The 20,708-nt window shown below is 70.7% G+C and carries 16 protein-coding genes; 10 read left to right on the plus strand and 6 right to left on the minus strand.

The window, feature by feature from the left end; genetic code table 11:
- Nucleotides 1-142: 142 nt before the first annotated feature.
- Complete coding sequence (locus AB0K00_RS08910; protein ID WP_363517675.1) at nucleotides 143-1,297, minus strand: cellulose binding domain-containing protein; 1,155 nt, start codon at nucleotides 1,295-1,297, stop codon at nucleotides 143-145.
- Between the two features lie 154 nt (nucleotides 1,298-1,451).
- Here AB0K00_RS08910 and AB0K00_RS08915 point away from each other — a divergent pair, with 154 nt between their 5' ends.
- Nucleotides 1,452-3,425, plus strand: coding sequence for a fibronectin type III domain-containing protein (locus AB0K00_RS08915; protein WP_363517678.1), 1,974 nt, complete (start codon nucleotides 1,452-1,454; stop codon nucleotides 3,423-3,425).
- Between the two features lie 16 nt (nucleotides 3,426-3,441).
- Here the strand turns inward: AB0K00_RS08915 and AB0K00_RS08920 are convergent, their stop codons facing one another.
- The 3 genes from AB0K00_RS08920 to AB0K00_RS08930 form a co-directional block, all read right to left on the minus strand.
- Nucleotides 3,442-4,158, minus strand: coding sequence for a polysaccharide deacetylase family protein (locus AB0K00_RS08920; protein ID WP_363517681.1), 717 nt, complete (start codon nucleotides 4,156-4,158; stop codon nucleotides 3,442-3,444).
- Nucleotides 4,155-4,919: a glycosyltransferase family A protein gene (locus AB0K00_RS08925; RefSeq protein WP_363517683.1), complete on the minus strand. Its 765-nt coding sequence runs from the start codon at nucleotides 4,917-4,919 to the stop codon at nucleotides 4,155-4,157. The genes AB0K00_RS08920 and AB0K00_RS08925 overlap by 4 nt, the downstream gene beginning before the upstream one ends.
- A gap of 95 nt (nucleotides 4,920-5,014) precedes the next feature.
- The gene (locus AB0K00_RS08930; protein ID WP_363517685.1) at nucleotides 5,015-5,161 is read right to left on the minus strand and encodes a hypothetical protein; all 147 of its coding nucleotides are present in this window, start codon (nucleotides 5,159-5,161) and stop codon (nucleotides 5,015-5,017) included.
- A gap of 346 nt (nucleotides 5,162-5,507) precedes the next feature.
- On the opposite strand from AB0K00_RS08930, the gene AB0K00_RS08935 reads away from it, so the two are divergent.
- The 8 genes from AB0K00_RS08935 to AB0K00_RS08970 are packed head-to-tail and all read left to right on the plus strand — an operon-like array spanning nucleotide 5,508 to nucleotide 14,784.
- The gene (locus tag AB0K00_RS08935) at nucleotides 5,508-6,923 is read left to right on the plus strand and encodes a glycoside hydrolase family 15 protein (protein WP_363517688.1); all 1,416 of its coding nucleotides are present in this window, start codon (nucleotides 5,508-5,510) and stop codon (nucleotides 6,921-6,923) included.
- A gap of 14 nt (nucleotides 6,924-6,937) precedes the next feature.
- Nucleotides 6,938-8,842 (plus strand): GMC family oxidoreductase, encoded by a 1,905-nt coding sequence (locus AB0K00_RS08940; RefSeq protein WP_363517691.1) that lies wholly within the window; start codon nucleotides 6,938-6,940, stop codon nucleotides 8,840-8,842.
- Complete coding sequence (locus AB0K00_RS08945) at nucleotides 8,839-9,903, plus strand: ferritin-like protein (RefSeq protein ID WP_363517693.1); 1,065 nt, start codon at nucleotides 8,839-8,841, stop codon at nucleotides 9,901-9,903. The genes AB0K00_RS08940 and AB0K00_RS08945 overlap by 4 nt, the downstream gene beginning before the upstream one ends.
- A complete protein-coding gene (locus tag AB0K00_RS08950; RefSeq protein WP_363517696.1) occupies nucleotides 9,900-10,382 on the plus strand; it encodes a hypothetical protein in 483 nt (160 codons plus the stop codon). Before AB0K00_RS08945 ends, AB0K00_RS08950 begins: the two co-directional genes overlap by 4 nt.
- A complete protein-coding gene (gene iolE / locus AB0K00_RS08955; protein ID WP_363517699.1) occupies nucleotides 10,379-11,296 on the plus strand; it encodes a myo-inosose-2 dehydratase in 918 nt (305 codons plus the stop codon). Before AB0K00_RS08950 ends, iolE begins: the two co-directional genes overlap by 4 nt.
- A gap of 2 nt (nucleotides 11,297-11,298) precedes the next feature.
- The gene (locus AB0K00_RS08960) at nucleotides 11,299-12,297 is read left to right on the plus strand and encodes a TIM barrel protein (protein ID WP_363517701.1); all 999 of its coding nucleotides are present in this window, start codon (nucleotides 11,299-11,301) and stop codon (nucleotides 12,295-12,297) included.
- On the plus strand, nucleotides 12,297-13,124 hold the full coding sequence (locus tag AB0K00_RS08965) for an MBL fold metallo-hydrolase (RefSeq protein ID WP_363517704.1): 828 nt from the start codon (nucleotides 12,297-12,299) through the stop codon (nucleotides 13,122-13,124). The genes AB0K00_RS08960 and AB0K00_RS08965 overlap by 1 nt, the downstream gene beginning before the upstream one ends.
- A 1-nt stretch (nucleotide 13,125) precedes the next feature.
- Nucleotides 13,126-14,784, plus strand: a complete 1,659-nt coding sequence (locus AB0K00_RS08970; RefSeq protein WP_363517707.1) for a thiamine pyrophosphate-dependent enzyme — start codon at nucleotides 13,126-13,128, stop codon at nucleotides 14,782-14,784.
- An 81-nt stretch (nucleotides 14,785-14,865) separates the two neighbouring features.
- Here AB0K00_RS08970 and AB0K00_RS08975 read toward each other — a convergent pair whose 3' ends face one another.
- A complete protein-coding gene (locus tag AB0K00_RS08975) occupies nucleotides 14,866-16,719 on the minus strand; it encodes a hypothetical protein (RefSeq protein WP_363517710.1) in 1,854 nt (617 codons plus the stop codon).
- Between the two features lie 295 nt (nucleotides 16,720-17,014).
- Here AB0K00_RS08975 and AB0K00_RS08980 point away from each other — a divergent pair, with 295 nt between their 5' ends.
- Entirely contained in the window at nucleotides 17,015-18,994 is a 1,980-nt protein-coding gene (locus AB0K00_RS08980) for a hypothetical protein (protein WP_363517712.1), read from the plus strand.
- Here the strand turns inward: AB0K00_RS08980 and AB0K00_RS08985 are convergent.
- Nucleotides 18,987-20,504: a GGDEF domain-containing protein gene (locus AB0K00_RS08985; protein ID WP_363517715.1), complete on the minus strand. Its 1,518-nt coding sequence runs from the start codon at nucleotides 20,502-20,504 to the stop codon at nucleotides 18,987-18,989. The genes AB0K00_RS08980 and AB0K00_RS08985 overlap by 8 nt on opposite strands.
- Nucleotides 20,505-20,708 lie beyond the last annotated feature (204 nt).

The raw sequence follows: 20,708 nt of genomic DNA on the forward strand, positions 1-20,708 counted from the left end.
CAGGCACACTGATCCTCCGCAGCCTTTGATCGGATCTTCTTCCCTAGACAAGAGGAATGATCGATCAAGGGCTGCACCCATGATCAGCCGGGGTCGATGCAAGCCAGCCCGAGGTTAAAGATCAAGCTGAGCCAAAGGCCGGTCAGCCGGTGCAGGGCACCCCGTTGACGTAGATGACCGGCGGTGGCGTGACCGGTGCGGAGCGGGTGCCGTAGAGGCCGACGGTGACCGAGCCGCCCGGCGGGATGACCCGGTTCCAGCTCGCGTGAGTGAGCGTCACCGCGGCGCCGGTCTGGCTGAAGGTGCCGTTCCAGGCCTGGCCGATGCGCTGGTCGCCGCCGAAGCTGAAGGTGACGACCCAGTCGACGATCGGCGTGGTGCCGGTGTTGGTGATGGTGACGTCGGCGACGAAGCCGGTGGCCCACACGGACGTGTTGAGGAACGTCGCGCGGCACGACAGCGCCGGCGGCGAGCTGCTCGACGGGCTCGCCGTCGGGCTGCCCGGGCTGCTGGGGCCGCCGGTCCCGCCGGTCACGACGACCGTGTTCGAGGCGATCGAGACGTTGCCGGCCGCGTCGCGGGCCCGGACGTAGAACTGGTCGCGGGGCGACACCACCTGGGCCGTGTACGTGGTGCCGGTGACCGTGGACAGCAGCGTGGAGATGAACACGCCGTCGAAACGGTAGACGTTGTAGCCGGTGACGGCCACGTTGTCGGTGGACGGTGACCAGGTCAGCGTGGTGCTGGGGCCGTTGGCCGGGTTGGCCTTCAGGCCGGTCGGCGCCGCCGGCGGCACCGTGTCCGGACCCGTGTCGACGACCGGGGTGACCACGACGACCAGGTTCGACCCGCCCGAGCGGTGACCAAGGTCGTCGTGGGCGTTGACGAGGAAGCTGTACTGCTGGCCCGGCCGGATGTCGGCGGTGATCGTGGCCGTGGTGACGTTGCCGACGGCCGCGACCCGGCCGACGTCGTTGAACGCCTGCATGTAGGTGATGTCGTAGCCGGTGACCGGGCAGCAGCCGCGGGTCGAGGCGGTCCAGGTCAGCGTCACCGACGTGGACCGCACGGCGGTCGCCTGCAGGTTGGTCGGCGGCGTCGGCGGGAACGGCGAGGTGTTGGGCGTCCCCGAGGTGGACGGCGCCGAGGTGGACGGCGCCGGGGTGGCCGGGGGAGCGGCGGCCGGCACGCTGCCGCTGGCGTCGTTGACGGCGACCAGCAGGGCACCGGCGAGCAGGGCGGTCGCGGCGACGGATGCCAGCCGCAGCGACGGCAGGAGCGTGCGGGTTGCGGACATGACCCGACCCTGGCCGACCGCATCGACGTTCGTCAACTGATCGGGCGGCCGCCCCTGGGTACGCGGAGCGGCCGCCTGAAAGTTTCCGCCCCGTCGATCCGGCGAAGTTGTTACGGTCGTCCGTAATGCCGTATTAGCGGCTTATGGAGGCAAAATGCGTGCGCGGGTGGTGGCCGGACTGGTGCTGGCCGTTGCGGTCATGGCGGCACCGGCGTTCGCGTCCCCTGCGCCCGGCCCGTCGGCGGGTATCGCCGCCGACCCGTCGGACGACCCGAGCGGCACCCCGACGGCCGACCCGAACGCCAGCCCGACCGCCGATCCGTCAGGCAGTCCCTCCGACGATCCGAGCGCGACCCCGACCGGCAGCCCGAGCCAGAGCCCGACGCCCGGCCCGCCCGTCGACTGGCCCGGCGGGGTGTGGCCGGCCTGCGCGGACCCGGCCGCCCAGTACTGCGTGGAGTCGGCCACGGTCACCCCGGTCGGCGGCAACGCCACGGCGGCCACCGACCTCGGGATCACCGCGATGGTGAACACCCTCGGCGGGGCCGTGACCTCGTTCAACTGGACGGTCTCCGGGTTCGAGGGCCTGGCGGTGCCCGAGGAGGTGCGGGAAGGGTTCGTGCGGCTGACCGTCCGGACCGGGCAGTTCCACCCGCGGTACACGATGGCGCTCGCCGAGGACCTCCGCATCACCCGCGCGACCGATCAGGGCACCGGCGACACCACCCTGGTGATCGAGGGGCACAACACGCAGATCGACTGGATCTCCGGCAACGCGTCCGCCGCCTGCGTCAGCGGCGCCGACTGCGGCGACCTCACCACGACCGCCGACGACATCGGCACGGGACTGCGGTTCATGGGCAACACCCAGGACCTGGAGCTCTGGGGCACCCCCGCCATCGACGCGTTCGACGGGTTCTACTTCGCCTCGGACGCGCAGGCCCGCCCGACCATCGTGCAGCTCACGACGTACCCGGAGCCGTACTGGTCGGTGCCGTACCTCGGCAATCCGCACCTCGACAAGAACGGCCAGCCGGTCCGCGGCCAGTTCAACGCGTTCATGCCCGCCGCGTACTTCGCCTCGATCAACACGACGGCGCACGCGGCCGCCGCGATCGGCTTCGACGTGCTGAGCGTCGACGCCGACACCGGCGGGACGGCCAGCGTCCCGGCCACGGTCACCGAGCAGGACGGCGGCGTGATGCTGGCCGTCCCGGACCTCGGCTACTCGATCCAGCGGATCGACGTCTACAACCGGGCTTCCACGGCGCCTTCCCCGTCGCCGTCCGCCACACCGACTCCGACACCGTCCGCCACGCCGTCCGCCACGCCGTCTGTCACGCCGTCTGTCACGCCGAGCGCCACACCGTCCGCCAAGCCGTCCGCGACGCCATCTGTGACGCCATCCGTGACGGCGTCGGCGTCGCCCACGCCGTCCGCGTCGCCCAGCGGGCCGGCGTCGCTGACCGGGGTCGTCGCGAAGGGCGGCACCGGCAGGATCCAGGTCGGCTGGGTGGCGCCCAGCGGCACCGTCACCGGTTACGTCGCCACCGCCCAGCCCGGCGCCCACACCTGCACCGCCGCGGCCGGCGCGACGAGCTGCGACATCATCGGCCTGGTCAACGGCACCGCCTACACCGTGACGGTCACCGCCACGTCCGGGACCGGCGACACGCTCACCAGCCAGCCGGTGACGGCCACGCCCGCCGCACCGCAGCTGCCGGCCACCGAGCCCACTGGTGACGGTCCGCTCCAGCGGGGCCCGGCGTCCGGCACCACGCCCCGCACGCTGACGCTCAGCGGCGACGGGTTCGCGCCGAACTCGCCGGTCACCATCGGCATCTACTCGACCCCGGTGGCGCTGGCCAGCGGCACCGCCGACGCGAACGGTCACGTGAGCCTCGAGGTCACGATCCCGGACGACTACGCGGGCGAGCACACCATGGCGTTGAGCGGCATCGCGCCGGGCGGCGCGCCCCGCGTGCTGACCCTGGAGGTGCGGGTCGCCACCGTCGGCCCGCTGCCGGTGACCGGCCCGTCCGCCGCGTTGATCATCTTCGTCGGCCTGATGCTCGTCGCGGTCGGCGCTGAGCTGGTCGCCAGATCCCGCCGCCGCAGCACCGGCTGAGCGGCGCGCCGGTGGTCTACGTCTGGTACGCGGGCACGCCCAGCAGTTCGTCCACCGTCACGAAGCGGTAGCCCCGGGCCAGCAGCCCCTCGATCGTCTCCCGCACCGCGACGACCGTCTCGGTGCGGTCGCCGCCGCGGCCGTCGAACCCGTCGTGGAAGATGAGGATCGAGCCGGGGCGGGCCTTGGCGACGGCGCGGCGGGCCATGCGGACCCCGGAGGGCTGGAACACCTCGAGGGCATGGCCGAACTCGCCGGCGACCGGGTGCAGGCCGCCGCGGCGCAGCATCCGCAGCAGGGCCGGCTGGCGCCACAGCCACGGCGTGCGGGCCAGCGCCGGCGTCCGGCCGGTCACCTGGGCCAGGATGCGCTGGGTCTGCCCGACCTCCCGCTCGAACGCCCCCGGCCGCAGGTACGTGCCGAACCGGTGGCTCAGCGAATGGTTGCCCAGCACGTGACCGGCCTCGACCACGCGCCGGGCGATCTCGGGATGCCGCTCGACGCACTGCCCGACGTGGAAGAAGGTCGCGCGGATGCCGTACGCCGCAAGGATGTCGAGGATCTGGGAGGTGTAGGGCTCGTTCGGGCCGTCGTCGAACGTGAGCGCCACGAGCCGTTCGCCGGCCGGGCCGTGGTAGGGATAGTCCCGCGCGGACGGGGCGAACGGCGACATGAGCAGCCAGTAGGCCGCGCCGAGCACGACCAGCGGCAGCAGCCCGATGAGGACGATCATCGGGCCACCCCGGCCTCGAACGCGCCCGCGGTCTCGCGGAACGCCGGCGCGGAGCCCAGCACCCGCCGGCCCGCGATCCGGTTGACGGCGTAGGTCAGCAGGTAGTGCACGGGCAGGGTCACGAAGAGGTTGTACGCGAGCCCGCGGTTGAGCCGGCGACCCGACGTGTACGTGGGGTTGGCGTGGTCGTAGACGACCCGGCCCTTCCGGCGCAGCCGGCGTAGCTGGTCCAGCTCGTCGCCGCCCTGCGTCAGGCTGGTGTCGTAGCCGGTCCAGGCGTCGCGGCGGAAGGCGATGTTCGTCGCGCTGGCGTACACGGCGCGGCCGGTCAGCCGGTAGACGCCGTTGACCGCCGCGAACAGCGTCCGGCCGTACCGCCGGCCCCACCGGGGCCCGTCGGCGTACCGGCAGGGGCCGACGACCGCGACGACGCCCGCGTCGGCGCGGAAGCCCGCGTCGATACGGCTGAGCCAGTCCCGGTCGTACACGGTGTCGGCGTCGGCCGAGACGACGATCTCGCCGCGTGCCGCCTCGGTGCCGCGTTGCCGGGCGTTGCATACGCCGGCCACCGGCTCGGCCACGACCCGCGCGCCGAGCTCCAGGGCAATGGCCGCGGTCTCGTCGGTGCAGTTGTTGTCGACCACGATGACCTCGTACAGCCCGTCGAAGTCCTGCTTCTGCAGGGAAAGGAGCGCGTCGGCGAGGTATCGCGCCTCGTTGAAGCACGGGATGACGACGCTGAACCTGGGCTTTTCCGTCATGTGCAGGATTATTCGGCGGCCGGCGCCGCCGAACGATCCGGAGATCCCCCGACTTCGACCTGGGGCGAACCCCCACACCGCCCCTGATGCCACCCTCAGGTCGCGGGCCGCGGACCAGGTGTTCCGTGGCTCAGCCGGCGCAGACCCGCCGGCCCGTCGGCGTCCACATAGGACGGGACGTCGACGGTGGTCTGGGTGGCGGGGGGCGGGTCGGCGGCTGGTGCGCCGACGTTGCGCCGCACGATGTGATCAAATTCCCGACAAGTGCCCTCTGACCTGGGAGGATGGGTCTGTCGAACCCGGATCTGGAACCAGAACAGGGAGCACTTTCGGTGGATTCACGGACCGGATGGGCGCGGGATTCGACCGTCGACGTCGCTGGCCGCGGCGTCGGCTCGCACCGGGTCCGTGCCGTCGCGGACGCCGGCCACGGGGTTGCGCGCCCCGGTGCGAGGACCGTGTCCGCAACGCCGACCACACCCAGCCTCCGATCCATGTCGCCGCCGAACCTCAGTAATCGACAATTGTCGATGAGCTGGGCCGGACCGCAACGCGAAGCCATCCGCGAACCCGAAAGGCGTACATCGAATGACCACGTCCACGATCAACGCGCCCGCCCGTACCAACCGCTCGGACGCCACGTTCCAGCCGCGAGCCCAGGTGCAGAACTCACTGGCGCCGGGAACCTTCGACCTGCCGTCCCTCGTGCCGCTGATGTATGCGCTCATGTTCCGAAACATCGCCAGTGACGGTTTCACCTTCAGCGACCCGCAGGCGCCCGGGGACTACTCCAAGGACTCCAAGCCGGGCTGCATCATCGCCGCCCCGTCGTTCCCGGCCGACACCGCCGGCATCGACGAGGACTACGTCTTCAACTGGGTGCGTGACGGCGCCATCACAGCCATGGAGGTGGCCCACGCCGGCCTGCCGGCGCGCCCGGGCGGGTCGGTCCAGACGCTCAACGACTACGTCCAGTTCGCCGACCTGTGCCACACCAACGCGCAGCCGACCAAGGGCCACGCGTGCTTCACCATCGCCGGTGAGGCCCGGCCGTGGACGGAGCAGAACGACGGGCCGGCCCTGCAGACGGTCACCATCCTGGCCGCCTACGACCAGCTGGACCCCCGCATCCAGAAGACCGCGGTGGCACTGATCAACGCCAATGTGGCCTTCCTCCTCGACGTGTACAAGGAACCCACGACCAACCTGTGGGAGGAGCACGTCGGCTACAGCTTCTTCGCCCGCGCCGCCCAGCTGCGCTGCTTCCTGGAGGTGCAGGCCACGCCGGTGAGTGGGATCGACAAGCCGGCCGGGCTGCAGCCGGCCATCGACTGGCTGCGCCACGCCCTCGACTGGCACTGGGACGGGACGAAGTACATCAGCATGGTGGCCGACCCCGGCGACGGCGGCGTCCCCTCGCCGCAGCACCCGGTGGTCAGCGACTACGACCCCAACATCGACATCGTCCAGGCGGCCGTCTACGGCGCGGTGCCCTGCACCGACCCCAAGCTGCTGGCCACCGCCGCGCAGCTGCGGGCCCAGTGGGAGGAGGGCGGCATCGCCTTCTACCCGATCAACAAGGCCGACCGGGCGCTCGGCCTCGGCCCGCTGTTCGGCCGCTACCCCGGCGACGTGTACGACGGCGACACCGCCAACCCGGTGCTGGGCGGCCACCCGTGGGCCCTGTCCACCTGCAACGTGGCGGAGCTGCACTACCGGCTGGCCGCCGACATCAGGTCGACCGGGCGGGTCCCGCTGGACAGCGTGTCGGCCCCGTTCTTCGCCCAGTCCGGGATCAGCGCGACGACCCCGGCCGGCGCCGCCGCGGCCGCCCTGGTCGCGACCGGTGACGCGATGGTGCGCGCCGTCGTGCACCACAGCGACAACCTCGAGATCTCCGAGCAGTTCGACGGCACCACGGGATACGAGCGCAGCGTCAACAACCTCACCTGGAGCTACGCGTCGTACCTGTCGGCCATGCGGGCCCGCGCCGCCGCCGTCTGAAGGGGTGACCGCTCATGTTCGTGAAATTCCCTGAGGGTGCGGCGAACCGCACCGACCACGACGCCGCCGCCGACGTCATCTACGACGCGGTCATCGTCGGTGCCGGCATCGCCGGTGCCATCGTCGCCGCCCGGCTGAGCGAGGCGGGCAAGCGGGTGCTGATCCTCGAGGCCGGACCGGCCGAGGACCTGACGCTACGCGGGTACGAGAGCTACCTCGACCGCTTCTACTCCGCGACGAGCAAGGACAACCAGTCGCCGTACCCGGCCTCCCTGAACGCGCCCATGCCCCGGGGGACCGACGCGCGCCGCATCTTCCCCGGCTCCCCGGACGCCTCGGCATACATCGTGCAGAGCGGGCCGTTCGCCACCGACACGACGTACACGCGGGTGCTCGGCGGCACGACCATGCACTGGGAGGCCAAGACGCTGCGCATGCTGCCCGACGATTTCCGGATGCGCACCCTGTACGGCGAGGGCAACGACTGGCCGCTCACCTACGAGGATCTCGCGCCGGACTACAACGCGGCCGAGCGGGAGATCGGCGTGTCGGCCGACGTCGAGGACCAGGCCTACCTCGGCATGACCTTCGACGAGGGCTACGTGTTCCCGATGAAGGGCCTGCCGCTGTCCTATCTGGACAAGATGGTGGCCAAGGACCTGGACGGCATGCCTGTCGAGCTCGACGGCGAGCGGACGCAACTGCGGGTCCGGCCGTTCCCGCAGGGCCGCAACGGCATCCCCAACCCCGCCTACGACGGCGGCAACGGGTACGTCCCCAGCGGCGCGGTCAGCACGTACCAGGTCGAGGTCGGTGGTCGCTGCCAGGGCAACAACAACTGCGTGCCGATCTGCCCCGTGCAGGCGAAGTACAACGCCGGCAAGACCCTCGCCCCGGCGCTGCGCAGCGGCCGCGTCGACCTGGTCGCCCAGGCCGTGGCCTACAAGGTGCACATCGACGAGGTGACGGGCCGGGTCCGGGAGATCGAGTACCGCCGCTACGAGCGCCCCGACAGCACGGAGTGGACCACGGTCAGGGCCCGGGGCCGGCTGTTCGTGCTGGCCGCCAACGCGGTCGAGAACCCGCGCCTGATGCTGGCCTCCGGCCTGCACAGCTCCAGCGGCCTGATGGGGCGCAACTTCATGGACCACGCGTACCTGCTGGCCTGGGCGCTGCTGCCGGAGGTCGCCGGCACGTGGCGGGGCACGAACTGCACCGGCGGCATCACCGACCTGCGCGGGGGCAGGTTCCGGCGGCGCCAGGCGGCGTTCAGCGTCGACATCCACAACGACGGCTGGGGCTGGGCCCGCGGCGCGCCGACGACCGACCTGATCGACCTGGTGGACAACGGCGGCCGCTACGGTGCGGCCCTGCGGCAGGGTCTGGTCGACCGGCTGTCGCACCAGCTGCAACTGGCGTTCATGGTGGAGGTCCCGGCCAGCCCCAGCAACCGGGTGAGCGTCGATCCGGCGTACACCGACCACCTCGGCAACATGCGGCCGATCCTCAGCTACACCACGCCCGAATACACCATGCGTGGCATCGCCTACGCGCGGCAGCTCTCCAGGCGCATCTTTGCCCGGCTCGGCGCGGAGGACCACACGAACTACGACCCGAACTTCTGGGGCTACGCCACGTACGACGGCCAGGGCTACGAGGTGCGCGGCGGCAACCACCTGGCCGGTACCCACATGATGGGGCTCGACGCGTCGACCTCGGTCGTCGACACCAACCAGCGGTCGTGGGACCACCGGAACCTGTACCTGGTCGGCGGGGGGAGCCTGCCGACCATCGGGACGTCCAACGTCACCCTCACCGTCGCCGCGCTGTGCCTGCGCAGCGCCCGCGCCATGCTCACCCAGCTCGACAGCGAGCAGGCGCCAATCAGGATCGCGCAGCTGCAGGGGGTGGGCGCGTGAGCGGGTCCACGATTCAGAGTCGGGGCGACCTGATCGACTACCTGGACGCCGCCATGGCCCTGGAGCACGCCACCATCCCGCCCTACCTCACCGCGTACTACTCGATCGACTCCACCACCAACTCCGACGCGGCCCACATCATCCGGGTCGTCGCGGTCGAGGAGATGCTGCACCTCACCCTCGCCGCCAACGTGCTCAACGCCGTCGGTGGCAGTCCCGACCTGACCCGCCCGGGCTTCGTGCCGCGGTACCCGGCGCGCCTGCCGGACGGCGAGGACGACTTCACCGTGGACCTGCGGTCGTTCTCACCGGAGGCGGTGCAGACCTTCTGCGACATCGAACGACCCGGCAAGGCCCCGGCGGGCGGCTCCCGCCTGGTCCGCTCGGATCCGGGCAAACCCATGCTGGCGGCCAGCCCGACGGCCGACGGCATGCACTTCTACAGCATCGGCGAGTTCTACGCGGAGATCATCGAGGGGCTCGAACGGCTCGCCGCCACCGACCCGGGACTGTTCTGCGGGGACGCGTCCCGCCAGGTCGGGCCCGAGTACTTCTACTCCGGCGGCGGCGCGATCATCCCGGTGCACGACCTGGACACGGCCCGCCAGGCCCTGCAGTTCATCGCCGATCAGGGCGAAGGCTCGCACAGCGGCCTGTACGACGCCGCCGGCGAACTGGCGCACTACTACCGGTTCCGGCAGCTGCAGCTCGGCCGCTACTACCAGCCGGGCGACCACGAGGACCTGCCCTCGGGTCCGCGGCTCGACATCGCCTGGGACAAGGTCCTCACCGTGAAGACGAGCGCGAAGCTGGCCGACTATCCGGCGGGCTCCGAACTGGCCGCCGCCGCCGAGGCCTTCAACGCCGACTACGGCACGTTCCTCGCCCTGCTGACCAAGGCGTTCAACGGCGAACCGGACGCGCTGCAAGAGGCGGTCTGGCACATGTTCCGGCTCCGCGACGGCTTCAACCGGCTGATGCGCAACCCGCTGCCCGGCAGCGGCGGCCTGAACGCCGCGCCCACCTTCGAGGTGACCGTTCCCGCGGTGGTGATGTCATGACCGGCCCGGCACTCGAGGACTTCCTGGCCCTGTCGGTCGACCTCACCGCGTTCCCCGAGACCGACCTGCTCGGCACCGGCCTGGGGGAGCAGTACCTGGAGAAGGTCCGGGCCGCCTGCGGCGACGCCGTGGTCGCCGACCTGCTCGCCGCGCACCGGGCGGCCCGGGCCGACCTCGAAGGCTTCGACCGGGCCCTGCGGCACCAGGTGCTCAGCGACGACCGGCTGGGCCCGGTCGCCCGCGCCGTGATCAAGCTCTGGTACGCGGGCATGTGGTACGGGCTGCCACCCGAGTGGACCGACACCTTCGGGGCCCAGCCGGCCGCCGAGGCCTCCGCCGTCACCGCCGCCTCCTACCAGGAGGGGCTGCTGTGGCGGGCCATCGGGGCCAACCCGCCGGGCGCCAAGGCACCCGGCTACGGGTCCTGGGCGCAGCCACCCCGCATCGACGAGCGCTACCTGAAAGGGGCCGCATCATGACGGCACTACTGGCCGAGCGCCTCGGCCCGGACAAAGTGAAGCTCGGCGTCTGCTGCACCCTGTGGTGGAACGACGACTTCCCGACCATCGACGCCGACATCCCCTTCGGGCAGGCCGTCAGCGAGATGGCGCTGGCCGGCTTCCAGGGCTGCAGCATCGGGCACAAGTACCCGTCGGAGCCGGCGGTGCTCAAAGCCGCCCTCGACCTGCGGGGGCTGCAGGTCTCCGAGCCGTGGACAAGCACGTATTTCACGATCGACGAGATGGGACAGAAGACGGTCGACAGCTTCGAGGAGACCCTCGCGCTCATCAAGGCGCTGGGCGGCACCGAGCTGGTCGTGGCCGAGTTCGGGGCGTCGTCGCACCTGCTGCCGATCGACGTGTTCGCCAACCGCCCGGTGTTCACCGACGCCCAATGGGACGCCTTGACGTCAGGCCTGGAGAAGCTCGGCAAGATCGCCAACTCGGCCGGGATGAAGCTGAGCTATCACCACCACATGGGCACCGGCGTCATGACCCGCGCCGACGTCGACCGGCTGATGGCCTCGACCGACCCGGCGCTGGTACACCTGCTGCTGGACACCGCGCACATCGCCTTCGCCGGCGACGACCCGCTCGACCTGGCCCGGGCCCACGCCGACCGCATCGGCCACGTCCACCTGAAAAGCATCCGGCCCGAGGTCGTCAGCCGGGTCCGGGAAGAGGGCCTGTCGTTCCAGGAGGGCGTCGAGCTCGGCGTCTTCACCGTCCCCGGTGACGGTGCCATCGACTTCCGGCCCATCCTCGAGACCCTCGCGGACGCCAACTATCAGGGATGGCTGGTCGTGGAGGCCGAGCAGGACCCGAACAAGGCGATCCCGCTCGAATACGCCAAGAAGGCCCGTGCCTATCTCGCAGACATTCTGGGGTGGTAACGATGAGGCGAGAGATCTACTGCAGCTTCTTCATGTTCACGGCCGACCTGCGCCCGGACGACACGCGGTACACCAAGGTCCTGATCGAGCATCTCAAGGCCCTCACCGACATCGGCTACGACGGCTTCGACCTGCACATCGCCGCCCAGCCGGCGAGCGTCGACCACAAGCTCGAGGTCGACAGCTACCTCGGCCTGAAGAAGGCATTCGACAAGGCCGGCCTGAAGGACGCGAAGTTCACCACCAACGTCGGCACCACGCGGACCTTCGACCCGACCTCACCGTACGAGGAGCAGCGCAAGGAGGCGCTGTCCTACCTGAAGTCGCGGGTCGACATCACCTCGGTGCTGGGCGGCGAATCGATCATGTCGGGGCCGTTCCTCTACCCCTACGGCGCCTTCCCGCTCACGGACAACGGTGACGGGATCTGGAGCGACGCCCTGCTGGACTGGATGGAGCCGCGATACCTGGCGGCGCGGTCCATCTTCCAGGAACTGGGGGAGTACGCCGCCACGAAACACGTGCGGCTGGCCATCGAGCCCGTCAAGAGCTGGGAGACGCCGCCGCCCAACATGGTCTCGGAGGTCCTCGACTTCCTCGACGGCGGCGAGCGCCTGCCCGGTGGCGTGACGGTCGACACCGCGCAGGTCGTGATGGAAAGCCAGGGCCCGGCGGTCTTCAAGCGCAATGTGGCCCGGGCCGCGCAGCAGGACCGGCTGCTCTACGTCCACATCTCCGCACCCGACCGCGGCGCGGTGCACGACAGCTGGATCCCGTGGGAGACGATCCTGGGCGAGATCGAGCCGGTGTACCAGGGTCCGTACCTGGTCGAGGTGTTCAACGCGATCCCGCCGTTCGACAGCTCCATGCGGATGGCCCGGCGGCGCTTCTGGCGACCCGGCGAGGACGCCCCGGAGCCGAACCGCCCCAGCGCCTACGACGTCGCCCGCGCCGGGCTGGAGACCCTGCGGGAGCAGCTCGCCCGCGTCGGAGGTGCCTGATGCCGGCCGCATTGTCGGACCCGATCAGGATGATCGCGAAGCGGGCGGGCGACGTTCGGGTCCACACGTTCGTCGCGTCGTTCGAGTACGACAACATCGCGAACGCCACGCACATCATCGAGAGCAGGAACAGCCTCGTCCTCGTCGACGGGCAGTTCCTCGTGCCCTACGCGAGGCAGTTCAGGGACTACGCCGACAGTCTCGGCAAGCCGATCGACCGGGTGTATCTGTCGCACCGGCACCCCGACCACTGGTTCGGGCTGGGCGCCGCGTTCGGTGACGTGCCGATCCACGCGCTGTCCGAGACCGCGACCTTCCTCAGGGAGCACGGCGAGGACTCCAGGAACGACCACTGGAAGCTGGGCAGCCTCGCGCCGGACAAGGTCGTCGTCCCGCAGGAGATCGTCAAGCCGGGCGAGGACATCATCGACGGCGTCCGGTACCTCTTCGAGGAGGTGACGGACACCGAAATCGACGTGCTGCTTGCCATCAAGCTCCCCGACCTGGGGGTGCAGTTCGTCCAGGACCTGGTCTACAGCGGCACGCATCTGTACCTGACGAGCCACCTGGGCAAGTGGATGCGGGTCCTGGAAGACATGCTGCTGTCGGACTACGAGGTGTTCATGCCTGGGCACGGGCTACCGGCCGACAAGAACGAGGTCGCCCGGAACATCGAATACCTCGCCGCGGCCGGCCAGGCGATCGCGAACGGATTGACCAACAAGGCATTCAAGGACTTCATGCTGCGCCGGTACCCCGAGCGCAAGTGTCCGGGCATTTTCGACATCTACCTGCCGCGGTTGTTCGGAGGGGCGAGTGAGTACTGACATGGACAGGCCATACACCGTCGGGCAGTACCTGGTCGACCGGCTCTCCCAACTGGGCCTGGGGCACCTGTTCTCCATCGCCGGCGACTACACGATCTCATGGGTGAACAGATACGTCACACCCAGCGAGATCGAGATCGTCGAAGAGGTCAACGAGCTCAACGCGGGGTACGCCGCCGACGGGTACGCCCGGCTCAAGGGCATCGGCGCGCTCTGCGTCACCTACTCCGCGGGCGCGCTGTGCGCCGTGAACGCCATCGCGGGCGCCTACGTGGAGAAGGTGCCGCTCGTGCTGATCAACGGCACGCCGGACATCAAGAAGACGATCGCGTTCCAGCAGACCGGTTTCAGCGCGCATCACTTCATCAGCGGCAGCGAGACGGACCTGCAGGCGTTCGAGCACCTGACGGCCGCGGCGGTGCGGGTCGACAACCCGGACCTCGCACCGGTGCTGATCGACTACGCGTTGCTGCAATGCATCACCGAGCGGCAGCCCGTCTACATCGAGCTGCTGCAGGACATGGTCGACCTCACCTGCGAACCGCCGAGGGGCACCCTCAAGCCGGCCCGGGCGATGTCGGACCCGGCCAGCTTGGAGCAGTCGATCGCGAAGATCGCCGAGCGGCTGCGGGAGGCCAGCAACCCGCTCATCTGGGTCGGTGTGGAGGTCGACCGGTTCGGGCTGCACGAGCAGGCGTTGAACCTTATCCGCCAGCTCAACGTCCCGTTCGTGACCGAACTGCTGAGCAAGGCCATCCTGCCCGAGGAGGACGCGCTGTTCGCCGGCGTGTTCGACGGCCAGGCATCGTCGCCCGCCGTCAAGGAACTGGCCAAGGCATCGGATTTCGTCCTGGCGTTGGGGGTCTGGCTGACGGACATCAACACGCTGGGCTGGGACATCGATTTCGACAAGACCGCGTTCGTGTCGCTGGACGCCGTCAAGTACGGCACGTACTTCAGTCCCCAGGTTGCCCTGGAGCACCTGATGGACGGGCTGCTGGAGCAGCGGATCGCCCGCAGGTCGCCGGCCCGGCCGCAGATCCCGGCCGACGCGGTCGCCGCCGTGCCCGCGGCCTATGAAGAGATCACGTATCAGGGCTTCTACGACGCCATCCCGCAGTACATCGACGAGAACACCATTCTCGGCAGCGACTCGAGCCTGAACTACTTCGGGAGCCTGCTGCTCAAGGCGCCGGTCGTGCGAGGCTTCGTCGCGCAGTCGTCATACTCGGCGATCGGGTACATCGCCGCCGCCGCCACGGGCATCTGCCTGGCGCGGGACAACAACCAGCGGGTGATGGTGTTCTCCGGCGACGGCGGGTTCCAGATGACCGCGCAGTGCCTTTCGACGCAGACCCGCTTCGGCCTGAACCCGATCATCTTCGTGCTCAACAACGGCGTCTACGGCGTCGAGCAGTGGCTCGCCGACGCGTCGGTCTTCTCCACCGACAAACCGTTCTACAAGTCCTGCGTCCTGCACCCGTGGAACTACAGCAAGCTGGCCGACGTCTTCGGCTGCCAGGGCTTCAAGGTCAGCACCTACGGCGAGCTGGACCTCGCCATGAAGGACGCCCTGGCCAACGACAACAGCCCGGCCGTCATCGAGGTCGTGGTCGCCGGCAAGTCGATCCCCAGCAACGCGGCGTGGAAGACCAACTAGCGACTGGTACGTGGGCGGTGAGCCCTACGGAGTACCCGGCGTGACTCGCCTGACGGGTGGGCCACGCCGGTGTTCGCCGGCTCAGGCGGTCTTGCTCGTCCAGACCGCCTTCTTGGCCGCGGTGTACAGCACCGCCGACCCGTCGTCCTGGACCAGCAGGTACGTGGCGGCCTTGCCGTAGGTCGCGGTGCTCCACAGCACCTTGCCCGCATTGTCGTAGACGACGAGGTTGCCGTCGGTCTGCATCCGCGTCGTCGCGCCGGGGTGGCCGCTGGTGCCGCTGCGCCATACGACGGTCTTCGCCGAGTTCTGCAGCACGAGGTTGCCGTCGGGCTGCAGCAGCAGCGTGTAGCCGCCCTTCGGCGCCGAGCGCGACTGCCCGGCGAGGAGGCGCTGGCCGACGGTCAGCTTGCTGATGCCGTCGGTGGTCGTGCCCCACAGTGCCTTGCCGGCGGCGGTGACCACGACGTTGCCGTCGGCGTTGAGCACGGCCGCCGCGCCGGTGCTGCCGTAGGTGCCCGACGACCACAGCGGTTGTTTGTCGGTGCCGTAGACGACGAGGTTGCCGTCGGTCTGCATCAGGGTGTTCGCGCCGGGGTGGCCGCTCGTCTGCGCGCTCCAGATGACCTTCTTGTCGGCGTTGACGACCACCAGGTTGCCGTCGGGATACTGCGCGAGGGTGAACCGGCCGTCGGCGGTGCGGCGCTGCTGCCCGGCGTTCAGCGCCTGGCCCGGGTACAGCTGCCCGCGCTCGACATGGCTGGACCACGCCTCCTGGTGCCCGGCCTGCGACACCACGGCAGTGCCGTCGTCGCGCACCTCGAGCAGCGCGCCCTTCCCGCCGGTGGCGCTGCGCCACAGGACGCTGCCACCCTTGGCGTGCACGACGAGGTCGCCGTCGCGTTCGAAGCTGGTGTAGGCGCCGGAGTTCGCGGGCGTCTGCGACGACCACCGCACCTTCTTCGCGTCGTCGGCGAGGACGAGGTTGCCGTCCGGCTGCTGCGTGAAGGTGTACTTCCCGTTGGGTGAGCGCAGTGCCTGACCCGCGTTCAGCCGGAAGCCGGGCTTCAGCTGGGCGGGCGGCACCGAGGCGCTCGGCAGCGGCGACGCGGGGTCACGCGCGCCGTTCGGGGGTCCGGACGCGGCGGCGGCCTCGTTGCCGGCCCTGGACGGGTCCGCGTCCTGCGCCGCAGCCGGCGGGGCGCCGCCACCGGACCGGGACAGCTTGACGGCGACGACGGTGCCGACCAGGACGACCAGGACGAGCCCTGCGGCGGCGAGGATCAGGCCCGTGCGCCGGCCGCTCGCCGGGGGAGCGTCCGCGACGAAGGGCGCCGGCGGCACGTCCGGCACGGCGCCGACCGGTGGCACCGGCCCTGGCACCGGGGCCGCCGGGAACGGGGCCACGGATGGCGCGGCCGCCAGCACCGGCGCCGGTGGCGCCACGAACGGCGGCGCGGACGGTGGCGCGGATGGCGGCGCGGATGGCGGCGCGGATGGCGGCTGGGCCGCGAACGGTGCGGACACCGGTTGCGCCGCGAACGGCGCCGACGGCGGCTGGGCCGGGAACGGCCCGGACAGCGGCTGGGCTACGAACGGCGCGTTCGGCGGCTGGGCTGCGGACGGCGCGGACACCGGTTGCGTCGTGAACGGTGGGGCGTAGGCGGTCGGTGGCGGTCCGGACGGCACCACCATCGGACGCTCGGCGGTGCCGGTGTCATCGGGATCTGTCGGGCTCCACACGTCGCCCGGTGCCGCGTCGGCGCCCGGCGGGATCTCGGCGGGCCCGGGCGGCGCGGCCCAGCGGGGCAGCCCCCGGTCGCCGGCCGGCTCGGACTGGGCGGGCAGGGGCCACCCGTTGCCGTTCGCCGCCATGCCACCAGCCTCCCGATCCAGCATGGCGGGGCCGCACCCGGTGAGCTGCCCCCGCACCATGCCACCGATCGAGAACCGTAACGCTTCGGCACCGTCCGCTCCACCCCGGGCCGACCGTCGCGCCCCCGCACAAGACCCCGGAAGCGATATTCGGATGAGTGCGGACACTATGTTCGGATTGGACCGGGCGTAATCGGCAGGAAGGATTGTGCGTTCTTTCTCTTGCCGGACGCTAGCAGGTCCGTGCGGGCGAGCCGATCGGCCCGTTGACGCTCCTCGAAGCCGCATGGGATTGTTCCGCCTGAATGGGTTCCGTGGTCATTTCTGGCGGGGGGAAACGGAATTGTTCACCGCTTTGCGCGCGCGGCTGAGATCATTTCAAGGATCCGGCGACGAGCGGGGCCCGTTCCAGGTCCGCGACGACCGGAGATGGTTCGAGGAAGACACCGTCGTCACCAGGTTGAGCTTCGTGCGCAACGTGGTCGGCCTGGTCCTCACCATTGTCGTCAGCTTCATGACCGCCGGGATCCACGGCTCCGCATTCGACCCCTTCGAGCGGCTGATCGACCTCGTCTTCGGCCTGCTGACCGCGTCTATCGCGGTGCTGACGACCATGGCCGTGCTGGTCCTGACGACCTCGGCGGCCAGCCGGGGCGCGGTGGCGCGGCGGATGTGGATCCCGCTGCGGACGATGCTGCTCTTCCCGGTCTTCTTCGCCGCACCCATCGTCGCGGGCATGCTCGGATACTGGCTCGGCCGGCTGGTCTTCCACACCCTGCACGACTCCGGGCACGCCGTGCTGGCCTATCTCGGCACCGCCCTGCTCATCCTGCTGTTCATCGGCATCGTGCTGTCGCTGCTGTGGGTGATGCTGATCTCGGCGTACTTCTGCCTGACGAACCTGTTCCGCGCGGCCGAGGGGCACCCGTTGCTCGCGCCGGTCGCGGCCACCGCGATCGTCTGGGTGCTGCCGCAACTGCTGCGGGTCATGCGGCACACCGACCCGCCGACCGACGGGCTCGGGATCGCCGTGTTCTATGGCGGTGCCGTCACCGTCACCCTGCTGTCCGCCGTCGAGATCGTCCGGGCCGCGCGGGTGCCGGGGCTCGACCTGCGCGGGGCGCCGCCCGCCACGCCGCTGCCGCGCGGGCCGGGCTCGTGGTCCCGCGGGTTCCCCGGCGTCGCCGTCCTGGCGTCGCTCGTGGGCGCGTTCGCGGCCACGTCCGCCTTCGCCGCGCTGGCGATCGCCCAGATCCCCGGGCCGGTCGGCGCGCCGGTGATCCACTCCTTCTACTTCCCCGACGGCGCCGGCGAGGTCAAGGCCGCCCGGCTGAGCCCCGACGGCACCCTGCTCGCGGCCAGCCCGGAGGGCGACCGGACGTTCCTGTTCAACACCGGCAGCGGCAAGCTGGTCGAGACGCTGCCGCTGCCCGTCGGGTATCCCACCGCGCTGGCGTTCAGCCCCGACGGCCGGTTCCTCGCCGAGGCGGGCAACGACATCGGCGACGACCTCGGCAGCCCGATCTACCTGTGGGAGGTCGCCGCGCACAAGCTCGCCGCCAAGCTGGCCATCCCGCCGCCCGGGCCGCCCAAGCCCAACACGTCCAGCATCCGCAGCCACTACGTCTCGTCGCTGGCGTTCAGCAACGACGGCAGCCGGCTGGTCGCGAGCATGTTCGACAGTTCCTCGATCCTCGCCTGGGACACGGCCACCGGCAGCGGCGTCGCCGGCTTCACCGCGCCGGGCGAGCGCACCGAGCGCGGCGGCGGCGTGTACGGGATCGCCTACCTGCCCGACAGCACGACGATGGCGATCCACGCCAACGACGGCCTGCACTTCGTGAACGCGGCGGACGGCAAGCCCAAGCCGATGCCCGGCACGCTCGGTCAGCTCACCGGCATCGTCAACGCCTTCGCCGTGAGCGCGGACGGGTCGTCGCTGGCCGTCGCGACCAGCGTCGGCGCCGCCGAACGGGTCGCCGCCAAGGTCAGCGTCTGGGACCTGCGCGCCGGGACCGTCAGGCAGACCGTGACCATCCCCGGTGCCCTGAAACAGGCCACGACGACCTCCATCGCGCTCAACGACAACGGATCGCTGCTCGCCACCGGGGACTGGGCCGGCCACGTCCACGTCTGGGACGCCGCCGCCGGTCGCCTCACCGCGACGCTCGCCGGCCAGACCGGGTGGTCGTTCGGCGGCCCGGACAACATGGTCGAGGTCCACGCCGTGCACGGAAAGTCGGCGCTGCTGTCCTGGAACCAGCAGGGCACGATCGTGCTGTGGAACCTCAACGACCTGCCCGGGAAGGGCGCGTGGAACCAGGCGGTCAGGTAGCGAGGGTCCGTGCCAGGGCGTCCGGTTCGCTGAGGCGCCAGTTGTTCTTGCCCGCGGACTTGACGGCGTACATGGCGGCGTCGGCGCGGCGCAGCAGGTCGACGATGCCGGTCGGGGCCTGGCTGACGAACGCGACGCCGATGCTCGCGCCGACCCTGGTGGTGTGCGCGTCGATGACCGCCGGTGCCGCGACGGCTCGCAGCAGCCGGTCGGCCAGCGGACCGGCGTGCCGGCCCGTGCGTTCGGTGAGCACGACGAACTCGTCGCCGCCGAGCCGGCACACGACACCCTCGTGCGCGACGCTGACGAGGCGGTCGGCGATCTCGCACAGCAGCCGGTCGCCGATCTCGTGGCCCAGGGTGTCGTTGACGGCCTTGAACCCGTCGAGATCGATGAGCAGCAGCGCTGTGTCGGCGCCGGTCGTGGTGTACCGCTGGATCGCCTCTTCCACGTGCCGGCCGAGGTATGCCCGGTTCGCCAGTCCGGTCAGCTCGTCATGCCACGCCTGGTGCTGCAGTTGCTCGGTGAGCAGCCGGTTCTGTGCGAGCAGGTGCCCGTTCTCCCGCAGGGCGGTGAGCTGCCGCGTGGTGACCAGGGCCAGCAGGACGCAGGTGCCGGCCAGGACACCCCATCGGCGCCAGTCCAGACCGGGCCCGACGACCACCACCAGGAGCCCGAACGCGGCGGCCGACGCGCCGTAGGGCAGGACGCTGAACGGCCGGCGGGCGGGGCCCGACGGTCGCGTGGTGCCGTTGCGGCTGGCGTGGTACTGCAGCAGTGCCCCGCCGAGCGAGCACAGCTGGGCGAGCAGCAGCAGCGTCGTCGCCCCCAGCGGCACCTCCTCCGCCCGGTCCGGGACGGCCGTGGCGACCCCGGTCAGCGTGATGCAGGCGGCGTAGCACGCCAGGGTCCGCCGGGTGAGCAGCCGCGTGCCGAAGAACGCGACCCGCAGGACGCCGAACCCCGCGACGAGCACCGTCACCGGCAGCGCCAGGCTCTCCGACAGCGCCAGCCAGCTCTGCCCCGGCGACCAGCTCCGGCTGACCGTGAAGTACCAGACGAACGCGGCGACCCCGACCAGCACGATGCCGGCGTCCAGCCCGAGACGCAGCCGCTCCGACCTGCTGTGGGCCGCCGTCGGGTACCGGAAGACGGCGTACATGATGAACAGGCCGGCGACGGGGTAGACGAGCTCCGCGCCGAACATCGGCACCGCCCGGCCGCTCGCCGCCGTCACCAGTAGCGCGCCGAGGTCGACCGCCATGCCGGTCGTGTAGACCAGCATCGCGTAGACCATGCTGGCCCAGAACCGCGCGGTCGCCCGCGGCAGTCCCGGCACCCGGGCCGTGCGATGGAACATGTAGGTCAGCGCGCCGATCAGCACCAGGTCGGCCACGACGATCACCACCCGGGCCGCCGGTGAGGGCAGCACCAGCCCGGCGAGCACCGCCAGCACCGCGGCGAGCGCGCCGGCCGGCAGCAGCGCGTCGACACCCCGGGGCCGCCGCATGTCGTTGCCTCCTGGTGCCGTCGATCGCCGCCAGCACGTCAGATCGGCACCGCCGCCGCGAACCTGAACGATCGTGGCAGCTGCTCCTCAGCGGCACGAACCGCCTGGCGACCGACATCACCCTCCCCGACTATCCATGACGTCGCTCTTGCATCCGGTACCCAGGTACAGGCTTACGGTCGTGGAAGTACGGCGCCGGTGTGG

The sequence above is a fragment of the Dactylosporangium sp. NPDC049525 genome, from assembly GCF_040676755.1.
GTDB lineage: Bacteria > Actinomycetota > Actinomycetes > Mycobacteriales > Micromonosporaceae > Dactylosporangium.

Coding starts and splice junctions, on each gene's coding strand:
- AB0K00_RS08975 (WP_363517710.1), bottom strand. CDS start 16,719: ATGGTGCGGGGGCAGCTCACCGGGTGCGGCCCCGCCATGCTGGATCGG.
- AB0K00_RS08965 (WP_363517704.1), top strand. CDS start 12,297: ATGCCGGCCGCATTGTCGGACCCGATCAGGATGATCGCGAAGCGGGCG.
- AB0K00_RS08910 (WP_363517675.1), bottom strand. CDS start 1,297: ATGTCCGCAACCCGCACGCTCCTGCCGTCGCTGCGGCTGGCATCCGTC.
- AB0K00_RS08940 (WP_363517691.1), top strand. CDS start 6,938: ATGTTCGTGAAATTCCCTGAGGGTGCGGCGAACCGCACCGACCACGAC.
- AB0K00_RS08915 (WP_363517678.1), top strand. CDS start 1,452: ATGCGTGCGCGGGTGGTGGCCGGACTGGTGCTGGCCGTTGCGGTCATG.
- AB0K00_RS08935 (WP_363517688.1), top strand. CDS start 5,508: ATGACCACGTCCACGATCAACGCGCCCGCCCGTACCAACCGCTCGGAC.
- AB0K00_RS08925 (WP_363517683.1), bottom strand. CDS start 4,919: ATGACGGAAAAGCCCAGGTTCAGCGTCGTCATCCCGTGCTTCAACGAG.
- AB0K00_RS08970 (WP_363517707.1), top strand. CDS start 13,126: ATGGACAGGCCATACACCGTCGGGCAGTACCTGGTCGACCGGCTCTCC.
- AB0K00_RS08950 (WP_363517696.1), top strand. CDS start 9,900: ATGACCGGCCCGGCACTCGAGGACTTCCTGGCCCTGTCGGTCGACCTC.
- AB0K00_RS08920 (WP_363517681.1), bottom strand. CDS start 4,158: ATGATCGTCCTCATCGGGCTGCTGCCGCTGGTCGTGCTCGGCGCGGCC.
- iolE (WP_363517699.1), top strand. CDS start 10,379: ATGACGGCACTACTGGCCGAGCGCCTCGGCCCGGACAAAGTGAAGCTC.
- AB0K00_RS08985 (WP_363517715.1), bottom strand. CDS start 20,504: ATGCGGCGGCCCCGGGGTGTCGACGCGCTGCTGCCGGCCGGCGCGCTC.
- AB0K00_RS08960 (WP_363517701.1), top strand. CDS start 11,299: ATGAGGCGAGAGATCTACTGCAGCTTCTTCATGTTCACGGCCGACCTG.